Source organism: Achromobacter sp. NCFB-sbj8-Ac1-l (assembly GCF_052695805.1).
In genome coordinates this window covers 858,457-871,682 of the sequence record NZ_CP199812.1, presented here as the reverse complement: position 1 = coordinate 871,682, position 13,226 = coordinate 858,457, and the positions used below count along the sequence as shown (strand labels likewise).

8 protein-coding genes and 1 tRNA gene are annotated in these 13,226 nt (G+C 65.8%); 1 reads left to right on the top strand and 8 read right to left on the bottom strand.

Annotation, left to right across the window (positions count from 1 at the left end; translation table 11 throughout):
* Positions 1-33 precede the first annotated feature (33 nt).
* The 7 genes from ACUDP5_RS04120 to mnmD form a co-directional block, all read right to left on the bottom strand.
* On the bottom strand, positions 34-2,889 hold the full coding sequence (locus tag ACUDP5_RS04120) for an autotransporter outer membrane beta-barrel domain-containing protein (RefSeq protein WP_445658199.1): 2,856 nt from the start codon (positions 2,887-2,889) through the stop codon (positions 34-36).
* Between the two features lie 307 nt (positions 2,890-3,196).
* Positions 3,197-3,272, bottom strand: a tRNA-Lys gene (locus ACUDP5_RS04115).
* 102 nt (positions 3,273-3,374) lie between these two features.
* Positions 3,375-4,172: a MetQ/NlpA family ABC transporter substrate-binding protein gene (locus ACUDP5_RS04110; RefSeq protein WP_199164342.1), complete on the bottom strand. Its 798-nt coding sequence runs from the start codon at positions 4,170-4,172 to the stop codon at positions 3,375-3,377.
* A 50-nt stretch (positions 4,173-4,222) separates the two neighbouring features.
* Positions 4,223-4,876 carry a methionine ABC transporter permease gene (locus ACUDP5_RS04105; RefSeq protein WP_025136656.1) on the bottom strand — a complete coding sequence of 218 codons (654 nt, stop codon included), beginning with the start codon at positions 4,874-4,876 and terminating at the stop codon, positions 4,223-4,225.
* Positions 4,833-5,921: a methionine ABC transporter ATP-binding protein gene (locus tag ACUDP5_RS04100; protein WP_025136655.1), complete on the bottom strand. Its 1,089-nt coding sequence runs from the start codon at positions 5,919-5,921 to the stop codon at positions 4,833-4,835. Before ACUDP5_RS04100 ends, ACUDP5_RS04105 begins: the two co-directional genes overlap by 44 nt.
* A 173-nt stretch (positions 5,922-6,094) precedes the next feature.
* Complete coding sequence (locus tag ACUDP5_RS04095; RefSeq protein WP_263913861.1) at positions 6,095-8,320, bottom strand: TIM-barrel domain-containing protein; 2,226 nt, start codon at positions 8,318-8,320, stop codon at positions 6,095-6,097.
* 270 nt (positions 8,321-8,590) lie between these two features.
* Entirely contained in the window at positions 8,591-10,465 is a 1,875-nt protein-coding gene (gene mnmD, locus ACUDP5_RS04090) for a tRNA (5-methylaminomethyl-2-thiouridine)(34)-methyltransferase MnmD (RefSeq protein WP_445658198.1), read from the bottom strand.
* 141 nt (positions 10,466-10,606) lie between these two features.
* Between mnmD and ACUDP5_RS04085 the strand changes: the two genes are divergently transcribed.
* The gene (locus ACUDP5_RS04085; RefSeq protein ID WP_263913859.1) at positions 10,607-11,482 is read left to right on the top strand and encodes an inositol monophosphatase family protein; all 876 of its coding nucleotides are present in this window, start codon (positions 10,607-10,609) and stop codon (positions 11,480-11,482) included.
* Between the two features lie 27 nt (positions 11,483-11,509).
* On the opposite strand, the gene ACUDP5_RS04080 is transcribed toward ACUDP5_RS04085, so the two are convergent.
* Positions 11,510-13,216 carry an AMP-binding protein gene (locus ACUDP5_RS04080; RefSeq protein ID WP_445658197.1) on the bottom strand — a complete coding sequence of 569 codons (1,707 nt, stop codon included), beginning with the start codon at positions 13,214-13,216 and terminating at the stop codon, positions 11,510-11,512.
* Positions 13,217-13,226: the final 10 nt, after the last annotated feature.

Here is a 13,226-nt window from a genome sequence, read left to right as displayed (position 1 = left end):
TGACCAGATCGGACCCGCGCGGTGCCTGGCCCTCTACCAAACGTAACGATAACCTGCGTTGATCCCCCAGGGCGATTCGAAGCGTGAGCCCTTCCTGTACTCGTAGTCCGCATACAGCCTGTGCCTGCCTCCCAAAGCGGCAATGACGCCCGCCCCCAGCTCGGCGCGCCCGCCCGAGAGATCGGTACGCGTGTCGATGCCATTGGTTGTCACCACACTCTTGCCATCCAGCTCATGGGACCAGCCGAATTTCACGTAGGGCTGCACCTGCTTTGCGTTGGTCAGTTCGATGCGACGGCCAACGAGAGCGTTCGCCCGCAATAATGTTGAATTCCCTGATCCCGAAACCACCCGCATGTCATTGCTCATGCGATAGCTCGCCCCGCTGGCATGAAATACCGAGACTTCCACTTGCGGCTCGACGAACCACCCATTGCCGAATCCCATCTGACGCCCGGCTTCCAGTGAGGCCCCAGCGCCACGATTGCGGTACCCCCCCTCAACATTCGCCCCATCGGTCGCCTGCACCTTGAAGTCGTGCTTCATGCGATTGACCTTGGCCACCGCGTCCAGGTACCAACCGCTGTCCGCGATATACGTGGCATAGCCGCCTACGTGGTAGCTGTCGGTCCCGCCGCGTCCTTCGTCCTCGAATTTGCGCTGAGCGTGGCTGTAGCCCATCAGCCCGCCCAGATACCAACGCCCCTGGGACGCATGTTTCAGCTTGTCCGCCCCAAATTCCATCCCGCCGACATTTTGCGAATAGCCGCGGCCCCCCCTATTGTTGATCAGTTGTTTTTGGCCGAAAGCGCGCGCCCATGCTCCGCCTTGGTCGTTACCGAGCCGGAGTTCCCCCAATCGCTTGACCAGCGCATTCATCTCTGCATACCAAATGCCCTGGGCCACGCCCGCGTCAGTATTGACCGCCGCATTGGCGCCTGTCGACAACTGCTGGCCGGGTTGGAGCGGGACAACCGGCGGCACGACCTGGCCGGGTTGGAGCGGGACAACCGGCGGCACTGAGCCGACGTGGACCAGACTCCAATCACTGGCGCGCCCGCCGACAGCATCGCTGCGTTGCAGCGTGTAGCGGTAGGTGCCCGCATCCACGACCTGGCGACGGTTAGCCAAGGTAAACGATGCGCCGCCCCCCTCGGTGCGAACGATTTCTTGATGCAACCCGGCTGCGGCAGGTTCGCCGCCTGAATTTCGAACCAGAATGCGGTGGTCTCCGTTCGCCATACCCCCGACCCGCAGCAAGTCTGCGTGGTTGGCGGCAAGGTCCGTGTTCATCTCGAACAGACCCGCACCGGTCAGGTCGCCCTCCACTGTCAACGTACTGAAAGCCCCCGGCATAAAGATCACCGTACCCTCGTTATGCAAGGAACGCGTGTCAGAAGCGCCCGTCATGCGCCATTGGCTGGTCGGATCGATGGACAAGTGATTCACCCCCTCGCCGCGCCCCAGCCAACGCGAACCCTCTGCGAGCGCAAAATCGGCCGAGAAGCCTGGGGGCACGCCGATATCGCCCTGCAGGGACGAGCCGCTGGCCACGAAGCTGCTGGAGCCGTTGCCATCCGCCGCAAAGAGATTGCCTGCCGCACTCGTGACCTCGGAGTCCCGCAGGTCGAACGATGCATGGCCAGCGCCGACTGCCATGACCGCGTTGTCCGCCGCGGTCAGGCGGCTGTCTTGCACACGGAAGGTATTGGTGTACCCCTGCCCCGCCGTCGAAAACATCACCCGTCCCGCGGACTGAAGCGTGCTTGCCGCAATGGATATGACGCCGCCATTGCGTGCATAGACGGTCCCCTCGGAACCCGCGCTGGCGGTCGTGAGTGCCGCATTTTTCAGCCGGGCAATGCCGCCCCGCTCGGCCAGTACCCCGATGTTGTCAGCTTGAATGCGCGTGCCGTCCATCGACAGGACACCACCGTAGGTAACTGTCGCGCCCAAGCCTCGGGCGCCCTCGGCACGAATACTTCCTCGCTGAAAGGTGAGAAGCGACGTGTCGAACAGCACGTAGACCCCCCGCGAGTCGCGTTCGTTCGCGATGACATTCACATCTGTCGCACGCACGACGCCATTTGCGAGCTGGAGTCCTCCGCCCGCTATAGGCCATGAAGCCTCTATCGTTGAATCGCTGATGTCGACGCTTGCGCCATCGCGGACCCAGAGAACCCGGTCTCCCGCTTTGACGTGGATCCTCGTCGCAGTCAACGAAGAAACCGTACCATCCGGTGCCGGAGCGACGACGTGTATACCTGCCAGACGACCGTCGATACGCGTATCGCTCACGTCGGCGTGGCCGCCATAGGCGACTTCCAAGCCTTGGGCGTCCCCCTTGAGGCGGCTAAGCGAAATATCCACGCGGCTCTTGCCGTCCACGGACACCCCTGAGCCGCCGCCGGTAATGTCACTGTTGATAATGGTCGCGGTGGCCTCGGCTGGCGGTCTGCGCCCCCCCAGATAGAGTCCATGGGAGGCTGGATGTTGGGATACGACCGAGGAATCCCGGATGATCGCCGTCGCGCCGTAAAGCAACAGTGCGCTGCCGTAGCCATTACTCATCGCACGGGCGCCACCATCCAGGCTGATGGTCCCGCCCAAACGGGCAACAGAACCTTGAATGATCCCACCGTCCCTCACCCGCAAGTGGGCGCCATTGGTGACGAGCCACCCATCCGAAGCGCTATTGCGATCGACCGTGACCGATTGGCCCACGCCATCTATCGTTCGCGCCAATGATGCGGGCCCAAAAGCGCACAGGACGGCACTCACCGCTACTGACAGCGCCGCACGGTGATGCGGGGCCGTGGTGGGCATCGCCGGCAATGCAGCACGCTGCGCGTCGTTCGTTTGACTCGGGAAGATACTTGCATTGGGCATTGGCTTTCCTCGTGCGCAACCAGGCAATAAGGAAAGGCCTTCGCGTGGCCATGCCACGCTGCGTGAAGCCCACTCCACACTGATTCGTCGCGCGAATAAAAGCGGCGCCATCGGCGCCAGATTCGAAAGAGAAGCCAGGATGAAGCAAACCCACCATGAATAGACGCACCATGGTGAAAACTAGAAACTTCTGGGATTCCGCGAAAGGGGTCGCCCAATGCGTAAGCGACCGCATCGGTGACGCGATGCGCGCGCCCGAAAAAAAAGCGCCGCTAAAAAATTAGCGGCGCTTTACACAAAATCAGGGTGGTGGGCTGAGCGAGACTCGAACTCGCGACCAACGGATTAAAAGTCCGCTGCTCTACCGACTGAGCTATCAGCCCGACCGAAGCCCGAAATTATGGCTTATTTCGATGGCGCTGTCAAAAATCCATGAAAAACGGCCGCTCGCGCGGCCGTCCTGGTATCGGGCGACCAATCCTGGCTTACCAGGCGGCCACCACGGCGCCCTTGAACTTGGTCTCGATGAATTGCTTCACGGCCGGGCTGTGATAGATGCTGACCAGCTTGGCGAACTCGGGACGGTCCTTGTCCTTTTCACGCACCACCAGCACGTTGGCGTACGGCGAATTGGGCGATTCCTGGGCGATCGCGTCCTTGGCGGGGTTCAGGCCCGCTTCCAGCGCGAAATTGGTGTTCACGGCCGACGCGTCGGTGTCGTCCAGCGAACGCGGCAGCTGGGCGGCGTCCAGCTCGATGAAGCGCAGCTTCTTGGGGTTCTCGATCACGTCGATCGGGGTCGCCTTCAGGCCGGCTTCCGGACGCAGCTTGATCAGGCCGTTGGCCTGCAGCAGCAACAGGGCGCGACCACCGTTGGTCGGGTCGTTGGGCAGCGCGATGCGGGCGCCATCCTTCAGTTCGGCCAGCGACTTGATCTTCTTGCTGTAGATGCCGATCGGGAAAATCACGGTCTTGGCGATGCTGACCAGCTTGTATCCGCGGTCGGCGTTGGCGTTGTCCAGGTAGGGCTGGTGCTGGTAGCTGTTCACGTCCAGGTCGCCCGAAGCCAGCGCGACGTTGGGCTGCACGTAGTCGGTGAACTCGATCACCTGGATGTTCAGGCCCTGCTTGGCGGCCTCCTGCTTGACCACGTCGAAGATCTGGGCGTGCGGGCCGGCGGTGACGCCCACCTTCAGCGGCTTGTCTTGGGCCAGGGCGGGCTGGGCGAATACGGCGGCGCCGAGGGCGAACGCGGCCAGCGACTTCAAAACCTTGATGCTCATGTTGCGAATATCCCGAATGTCGGAAGTAGAGGAAGAATGGCCCTGGATGCTCAACGGTGCGAAATGCGGCGCACGTAGCGGTCGCCCAGGCTTTGGATCAACTGCACCAGCACGATCAGCACGATGACCACGGCGGCCATGACGTCGGACTGGAAACGCTGGTAGCCGTAGCGGATGGCCAGGTCGCCCAGGCCGCCGCCGCCGATGGCGCCGGCCATGGCCGAATAGCCGATCAGGCTGACCACGGTGACGATGGTGGCGGCGATCAGGCCGGGCAGCGCCTCGGGCAAGAGCACCTTCATGATGATCTGCATCGGCGATGCGCCCATGGCGCGCGCGGCGGTGATCAGGCCCGGGTCGACTTCGCGCATCGCGTTCTCGGCAATGCGCGCCATGAACGGAATCGCAGCCACCGACAACGGCACGATGGCGGCGGTGGTGCCGATGGAAGTCTGGGCCACCAGGCGCGTGAACGGAATGATGGCGACCATCAGGATCACGAACGGCACCGAACGCGTGGCGTTGATGACTGCGCCCAGGGCGTGGTTCACCGGCTGGTTCTCCAGCATGCTGCCACGCGCGGTGACGGTCAGGATCACGCCCAGCGGAATGCCGACCAGCACCGCAATGGCGCTGGCCACACCCACCATCAGCAGGGTGTCAAGCAGCGACGTAATAAGCAGGTCGATCAGTTGCGGGCTCATGAGCAATTTCTTCAACGGTAATGTCACGGGCGGTCAACGCGGCAATCGCGTCCTTGACCGCGGCGGGGGTGCCTTGCGCCAGCACGAACATCGTGCCCACGGCAACGCCCTGGATGTCTTCGACGCGGGCCTGCACCAGGCCCACGTCCAGCGAATACTGCGTCGACAGGTCGGACAGGAACGAGCCCGACGCGTCGGTGCCGGTCAACGACAGGCGCAACAGGCGCACAGCCTGGCCGGGCTTGGCGGCGGCCAGCGTCTCGATGCGCTGCTTGACGGCGGCCAGCGTGGCATCGGTCAGGTCCGATGCGGTGGCGGCCGACACCATGGCGCGGGTCACTTCGTGGCGCGGCTGCGCGAACACTTCGCGCGTGCTGCCCATTTCCACGACTTCACCTTGCGACAGCACGGCCACACGGTCGCAGACCTCGCGCACCACTTCCATCTGGTGCGTGATCATCACGACGGTCACGCCGGTCTTGCGGTTGATGTCGCGCAGCAACGCCAGGATGTTGTGGGTGGTTTCGGGGTCCAGCGCGGACGTGGCTTCATCGCTCAGCAGCACGTCCGGATTGTTGGCCAGCGCGCGGGCGATACCCACCCGCTGCTTCTGCCCGCCGCTGATCTGGCTGGGATAGCGGTCGCGCAGGTGCTCCAGGCCCACCAGGGCCAGCAGGCGCTCGACGCGCGCGGGGATTTCGTTCCTGGCCACGCCGGCGATTTCCAGCGGCAGCGCCACGTTGCCGTACACGGTGCGGCGCGACAGCAGGTTGAAGCCCTGGAACACCATGCCGATGCGGCGGCGCTGGGCACGCAGTTGCGCTTCGTTCAGGCCGGTCAGTTGCTGGCCGCCGATGGCGATGGTGCCTTCGTTGGGGCGCTCGAGCAGGTTGATGCACTGGACCAGCGTGCTTTTACCGGCCCCGCTGGGGCCGATGATGCCGAAGACCTCGCCCTGCTGGATATGCAGGTTGATGCCCCGCAGCGCCTGGAACTGGCCATGCGGCGTGGCGTAGGTCTTGGATAGGTTCTCGATCTGGATCATGGCAAGCGATTTTGTATCTTTTCTCTTCTAAAGAGAACGACCGTTTTTTCCATTTTTAATAACTAACAGTAATATAGAATGCGTCCGCGCAAAGACGCAAAGGGCAGCCAGGAAGGAAAGCCTTCCTGACTGCCCTTTTATTCACTGGTGGCCGGTTGACCGGCCACCCGGGTTCAGCGAGCGCGCGAGATGCGCACTTCGGCGCCGCGGCGCTTGACCTCCAGCCCCTCGGACGGCGAGATGCGCAAGCCTTCCAGGCCCTTGATGTAGCTGGAGCCCTGCATCTGCATGACGCGGATCTTGTTGCGCATGACCACCGGGTTGTGCACCGGCATGCCGAACATCCAGACTTCGTCGAGGATACGCGCCGAATTGAACTCGCCCGTATGCTGCGCGGCGGGTCCCAGACAGAGCATGTGCCCTTCGCGACCGAACACCGGGAACTGGCCCAGCTCGCAGTCGATAGTCCAGGTGGTGCCGCCTTCGTAGCGGTGGCCGGTGTTCAAGTCCCACCAGGCCTCGCCCTTGGGCAGGTACACCCTAACCTGCTTGCCCGGTTCGGTGATCGGCGCCACCAGCAGGGCCGGGCCCAGCAGGTATTGCAGGTCCCATTCGTGGGCATGCGGATCGTTCGGGAACGACAGCGCCATGGACCGCTGCACCGGCAGGCCGGTGCGCGCGGCGTCTTCGATGGCGCCCAGCACATAGGGCACCAGGCGATAGCGCCATTGCATCCAGGTCTTGACCTGGGCCAGGGTCTCGTCGCCGAAGTCCCAAGGCATCAGGCCGGCCACGCCCTGGAAGGAGAAGTTCGCCGAGAACACGCCTGCGGTCAGCCAGCGCAGGTAGAGCTCCGGCGTCATGCCGGCCGCGCTGCGCGAGGCCGTGCCGATGCCGTGCACCTGCACGGGCAGGCCCGAGGCGCCGATGGACAGGGCCGTGCGCAACGTGTGGCGCAGGCCGTCCCAGGAATTGTCGACCTGCGGCCCCACCTGCCACGGCAGGCGCTGCGCCGCCGGAAACAGGTCGGTGCTGGGCACCACGCCTTCGGGCGGCACCTTCAGGCCGGCAACCGCGTCGAACAGCGCGCGGCGCACCAGCAGCGGATACATGCTGCGCAGCGCCGGGCCGGTTTCGCCGTTGCGGGCGTTGACGCCATCGGGAATGGCGATCTGGGCATCGCACGCGGGCGCGTCCAGGCCATCTTCGATCAGTTGGCGATGGCGCTCGACCCACAGGTTGTAGATGTCGCGGTAAGTCAGGTCCAACAGGCCATAAGGCTGGCCCGAAGTGGCGGCGTTGCCGTCGAATACCTGTGCCGAGCCGTCGTCCTTGGCCAGCAGCCAGCCGCGGTCTTCGAGTTCCTCGAACAGCGGGCTGGTCTTGATCACGCCCGGAAAGCCCGAGGCGGCGACGTGCACGTTGTGCTTGTGGAACAGGGCCAGCATCTGCTTGGCGTCCGGGAAGCGCTGGGCATCCCATTCGAACACGGCCTTGTCGGACTGAAAGCCCCAGGCCGCCGGCTGCGCCAGCGTGACGGCGTCGACCGGAATCTGGTTTTCGCGCATGCGGGCCAGCAACGCCACGGTCTGCGTCGGCATTTCGCCGCTCGCCTGCTGCAGCCACGCGCCCATCGCCCACAGCACCGGCTGGCCGGCGCGGCCGGTCAGCGCAGTGTATTGGTTCAGGATTTCAGCGGGCTCGCCGGCAAACAGGAAGACGTCGAGCACGGCATCGTCGACACTGACGATGTAGGCCGAATCGGCCGGCGCGGCGCCCACCGAATGCTGCACCCGGCGCATCGTGTTGACGTAGACGCCCCAGCCTCGCGGGCTCCATGCCAGCGGCAAGGCGCGATGCTCGGGATCGTCTGACACGACGGATTCGTCGCGGCGGTTCAGGTCGCCCGGGGTTTCGCCCAGGCCGTAGACGCGCTCGTCCGGCAGCAGGGTGAACCCCGCCGTCCAGGCTGCGTCGTCGGCCTGGTCCAGCGCGTTGTGCCCGAATGCGGGCGTATGCGCGGAAACCTCGGACTCGAATACCCGCGCGTCATTGCGGTACAACGCAATCCGCACGGGGTTGGATTGGATCTCCAGGGCAACGTCGCCCTGGGTGATGCGCCAACCGTCCCCGCCTTCGCGTGGCGCGATGGCGGCCTCGCCCACGGCCTCTTGGCGCGCGAGCAGCATTTCAGCCACGGCACGCGCACGCGCGCCGGGCTTGTCATCGGTAAGGTGGTTCGCCTCGCCGCAGCGCAGGCGAAAAACACCAGGCGCATGCGCCTCGACTACCAGGTGCAACCCATCGCCCGCGTCGAAATCGATGCGACTGGGGCGGGACGTCAGCAGCTCGATGGTGTCGAGCTGGGTAGTATGGGCAAAGTCGAACTTGGGCGGCACAGAGCATCCCCCGGCTTAAGCCAAAAACCATCAAAAGACGCTATTTTGACGGATTTGAGCTTTGAAATAAACTCGGTCCCTCTTTTGGATGGCGATATCATCCAAAAAAGGGGTCACAAAGCCCCCCGCCAACGCGTGTCCGGCCAACCACCGGTGCGCCGCCGGAACGCCAACTTTGAGCCCAAAGCGGGCTATTTGGCGCCAAATCCTGGCATTTCCCGCAATTCTACGCCACCTCGCCCGACTCCCCCCGGGGCGCTGAAGTTTTTTTCAGCGCGGCGAAATAAGTTGGGCCAGATCGGTTTCAAGGGGTGACGGTTCGCCGCAAAGGCGCGCGGCAATCAGATCCCCCATCAATGCCGACCACGACAGCCCCCGCGACGCATAACCGGCGGCCAGCCACACGCCCGGCGCATGCGCCAGCGGCCCCACGGCGGGCAGGCGCCCCGGCAACACCGCGCGCCACCCCGCCCAACCCGGCAAGGTGCCTGGCACCAACGCGTCGAACGCCGGAAATGCGCCGCCCAACAGCCCCGCCGCCTTGTCCAGCGTGACCCGCTGGCCCTCGGCGCCGATGCCCGCCTGCGTCGCGCCATGCACATAGGTGCTGCCCACGACGCAACCGGCTCCGGTGTCCGGCAGCAGATAACCTTCGCCCCCCACCACGCAGCGGGGGCCGCCCGCCAAGGCCACGGCCGGCACCAGGGTCACTTCGCCGGCCAGCGCATGCATCTGCGCCACCCGCGGCAGGGGCGCCAGCCAGCCGCTGGCCTCCAATACCGCCTGCGCCCCGAAGGCGTTGGCCAGGATGACGGTGTCGGCCCGCGCCAATTCGTGGCCCGCCGCATCCAGGACACGCCAGCCGCCTGCCTCGGCCAGCACCCGCGCCACCGCGCCGGGCACGACCTGCACCCCGGGCGTCGCCAGCAACGCGGGAACCAGCCGGTCGGGCTGCACCAACATGCCCTGGCCAAAAAACACGCCGCCGCGTGCCAGTGGCAGTCCGGCCAACGCGCTGGCTTCATCGCGACTGACTTCGCGCACCCAATCGCGGGGGAAGGCCAGGGTTTCCAGCGTGCCGGCCAGCGCGGCCGCGCGGCCCGCGTCGCGTTCGAGCTGCACCGTACCGCAGACCGTCGGCGCCGCGCCAACAGGCAAGCCCGCCCAACGCGCCAACGCGCGGGCGCTGCCCGCGCGCGACAAGCGCGCCCGCGCGTTATCGTCCCGCGCCAGCACAGGCGTCAACGCCGCGGCGGCGTGGCCCGCATGGGCGGCAATGCCTTGCGCCAGCGCGGCATCCAGCACCGTCACGCGCCATCCGCGCAGCGCCAGCGACTGCGCGATCCCCGACCCGGCCAGCCCCGCCCCGACCACCACGGCATGGCGGTCCGCGTCGGCCACGGCAGGCGCCCCTGCCGCGGCGCCGGGCGCCGCCACCGAGCCCACGGTCATGTGCCATTTGCCGCCATAACCCGGCGCCCGACGCGCCTCGAAACCCGCCTCTTGCAAGGCTCGGCGCAAGTCGCCCGTGCATGCCCAGGTCGCCACGGTGGCGCCGGGCGCCGCCAGCCGCGCCAGCGCCTTGAGCAGCGGCGCCTGCCACATGTGCGGATTGCGCTCGGGCGCAAAGCCGTCGAGAAAGTAAGCGTCCACCCTGGCAGACAGGCGCGGGGCCAGCGTCTGCGCATCGCCCAGACCCAGGGTCAGCGTCACCGCACCGCCCTCGAATTCCAGGCGGTGCAGGCCTGGCAGCAGCGGCGGCCATTGCGCCGCCAGTTGCGCGCCCAGCGCCGCCAGCGGCTCCGGGGCATGCCGCGCCAGCAACGCTGCGAGATCCGCGCGCGCAAACGGATGCGCTTCCAGCGACACCACGTGCAGGGTCCGCGACCGCTGCGGATCGTCGCGCCACGCGCGCCAGAGCGCCAGGAAGTTCAGCCCCAGGCCAAATCCGGTCTCGCATACCGTGAAGGCGCCTCGCCCACGCCAGCGTTCGGGCAGGCCATTGCCACGCAGGAACACATGTTCCGCCTGCCCCAACGCCCCCGACGGCGAGTGATACACGTCGCCATAGACCGGGCTGTAAAGGCGGCCCTGCGCATCGAATTCAGCGGCGGCGGGGGTCAGGGGAACGTAGGACGAGGACATGGAAACGGCGTATGGAACGAATGTCTGACACTAAGGATTATCGGACGACGCGGGGGGCGGCGTTGGATGGACGCCACGCACCATGCGGGTTTTGCGGGCGTGGCCACGAATTTGACGCATACCTGGGCTTACACTCGATTCATGGAAACCTATGATCAGCCCCGCTCGCTGGCTTCATCCATTGACCTGTGCGCCGCCATCGACGCGGCCGTCACAGCGGCGCATGCCGGTGCCGCCATCCTGCAATCCTACGCGCATCACCGCGCCGATCTCGTGATCGACCGCAAGGCGCGCAATGATCTCGTATCGCAGGCTGACCGCGAAGCCGAGGCTGTCATTATCCAGGAGCTGCAGGCCCGCACGCCCAAGTTCGGCATCGTCGCCGAAGAAACCGGCGGCCAGGCCCAGGGCATTGCCACCTGGTACATCGATCCGCTCGACGGCACCACCAATTTCCTGCACGACATCCCCCACTATGCGGTGTCGATCGCCCTGATCGCGCATGCCGGCACGGCCATTTCGGCCAACGAACGCCTGGCCGTCGACACCCCCGTCGTCGGCGTGGTCTACGACCCCTGCCGCGAAGAACTCTTCACCGCCGTGTACGGCCTGGGCGCGTGGCTCAACGGTCGCCGCATCTCGTGTTCACGCACCCGCACGCTCGAAGACTCGGTGCTGGCCACGGGTTTTCCGTTCCGCGATTTTTCTTTCGCCAGCCAATACATGCCAATGCTGCACGAGGCCATCAACCGCGCGCGCGGCGTGCGGCGCATGGGCGCCGCGGCGCTGGATCTGGCCTGGACGGCCTGCGGCCGCTATGACGGCTATTGGGAAATGGGGCTGGCCCCCTGGGACGTGGCGGCGGGCACCCTGATCGTGCGCGAAGCGGGCGGCGCCTGCAGCGACATGCATCGCACGGATTCCTGGCCCATCGGCGGGCGCGTGGTAGCCGGCAACCGCGACATCGAACGCGCCCTGCACGACATGATTGCCCCGCACCTGGCCCCGCCGGGCTGACGCCCGGCCGCCGCGCATCAGCGCAGATCAGGCTGCGTGGCCCTGCGGCGCAGCGGCCTTGGCATCGGCATCGGGGCGCAGCTCACGCCGCAGGATCTTGCCGACGTTGCTCTTGGGCAGCTCGTCGCGGAACTCCACGAAACGCGGCCGCTTGTAGCCGGTCAGCTTGTCCTTGCACCACGCCTGCACCTGGGCTTCGGTCAGCGACGGGTCTTTCTTCACGACGAACACCTTCACGGCCTCGCCCGAATGTTCGTCCGGCACGCCGATGGCTGCGCATTCCAGCACGCCGGGCATCTGCGCCACCGCCGCTTCGACCTCGTTCGGATAGACCTTGAAGCCGGACACCGTGATCATGTCTTTCTTGCGGTCGACGATGCGGGTGTAGCCCTTGTCGTCCATGATGCCGATGTCGCCGGTGCGGAAATAGCCGTCGGCGGTCATGGCGTGGCGGGTTTCCTCCGGCTTTTGCCAGTAGCCCAGCATGACCTGCGGCCCGCGGATGGCGACTTCGCCGCGCTCGCCCAACGGCACATCGTTGCCCGCGTCGTCAAGAATCGCCACCTCGGTGGACGGCAGCGGCAGGCCGATGGACCCGGAATACGCGGTGGCGTTGGTCGGGTTCACCGTGGCCACCGGCGACGTCTCGGACAAGCCGTAGCCCTCGACCAACGGCCGCCCGGTGATCTTCAACCAGCGCTCGGCCACCGCCTGCTGCACCGCCATGCCACCGCCCAAGGTCAGCCGCAAGCCGGAGAAATCGAGCTTGGCGAAATCCTCGTTGTGGGCCAGCGCGTTGAACAGCGTATTGACGCCCGGAAACACGTTGATGGGCGTCTTGCGCCACGCCCCGATCAGCGAAGGCTGGTCGCGCGGATTGATGACAAGCACATTGCGCATGCCCGCGTGCAGGCCATACAGGCCGCAGACCGTCATGGCGAACACGTGGTAGAGCGGCAAGGCGCTGAGAATGGTGATCTGCTGCCCCGCCATGTCGTGCAGCGCGGGGCTGGCCACCGCTTCCATCTGCATCACGTTGGCGGTCAGGTTGCGGTGCGACAGCATCGCCCCCTTGGGCACGCCGGTGGTGCCGCCGGTGTATTGCAGCACCGCCAGATCGTCCATTGATATGGCGGGCGCGGCGAACGGCAGCCGCGCGCCCTGGGCCAGCACCTGCGGCAGCATGAGCGCGCCGTCGATGCGCCAGGCGGGCACCAGCTTCTTGATATAGCGGGCCGCCAGATTGACCAGCGGCGCCTTCAGGCCGCCAAGCAGGTCGCCCGGGCCCGTCACCACGATGTGCTTGAGCGAACCGCGGTCGGTGACGCTTTGCAGCGTGTGCGCGAAATTCTCGAGAATGACAATGACGGACGCCCCGCTATCGAGCAACTGGCGTTGCAGCTCGTCGGCGGTATAGAGCGGATTGACGTTGACCACCGCGTGGCCGGCTCGCAGCGTGCCCAGCATGGCGACCAGGTAGGCCGGCACGTTGGGCATCATCAGCGCGACGCGCGAGCCCTTGGGCAGCCCCAGGCTTTGCAGCCACCCTGCGAACGCCCGGGCATGCGCGTCCAGTTGCGCATAGGTGATGTCGCTACCCATGGCCGTCAGCGCAATGCGGGACGAATACTGCTTGCAGGCGCGGTCCAGCAGATCGGTCAGCGAGGTGTAGCCGTCGGTGGAGATATCGGCGGGAACCCCTTGCGGGTAATGGGCAAGCCACGGGCGGGTCATGGTGTTTGTC

Excerpts from the sequence above, each read along its gene's own strand:
- ACUDP5_RS04120 (WP_445658199.1), bottom strand. The coding sequence starts at position 2,889 with ATGCCCAATGCAAGTATCTTCCCGAGTCAAACGAACGACGCGCAGCGT.
- ACUDP5_RS04110 (WP_199164342.1), bottom strand. The coding sequence starts at position 4,172 with ATGAGCATCAAGGTTTTGAAGTCGCTGGCCGCGTTCGCCCTCGGCGCC.
- ACUDP5_RS04105 (WP_025136656.1), bottom strand. The coding sequence starts at position 4,876 with ATGAGCCCGCAACTGATCGACCTGCTTATTACGTCGCTGCTTGACACC.
- ACUDP5_RS04100 (WP_025136655.1), bottom strand. The coding sequence starts at position 5,921 with ATGATCCAGATCGAGAACCTATCCAAGACCTACGCCACGCCGCATGGC.
- mnmD (WP_445658198.1), bottom strand. The coding sequence starts at position 10,465 with ATGTCCTCGTCCTACGTTCCCCTGACCCCCGCCGCCGCTGAATTCGAT.
- ACUDP5_RS04085 (WP_263913859.1), top strand. The coding sequence starts at position 10,607 with ATGGAAACCTATGATCAGCCCCGCTCGCTGGCTTCATCCATTGACCTG.
- ACUDP5_RS04080 (WP_445658197.1), bottom strand. The coding sequence starts at position 13,216 with ATGACCCGCCCGTGGCTTGCCCATTACCCGCAAGGGGTTCCCGCCGAT.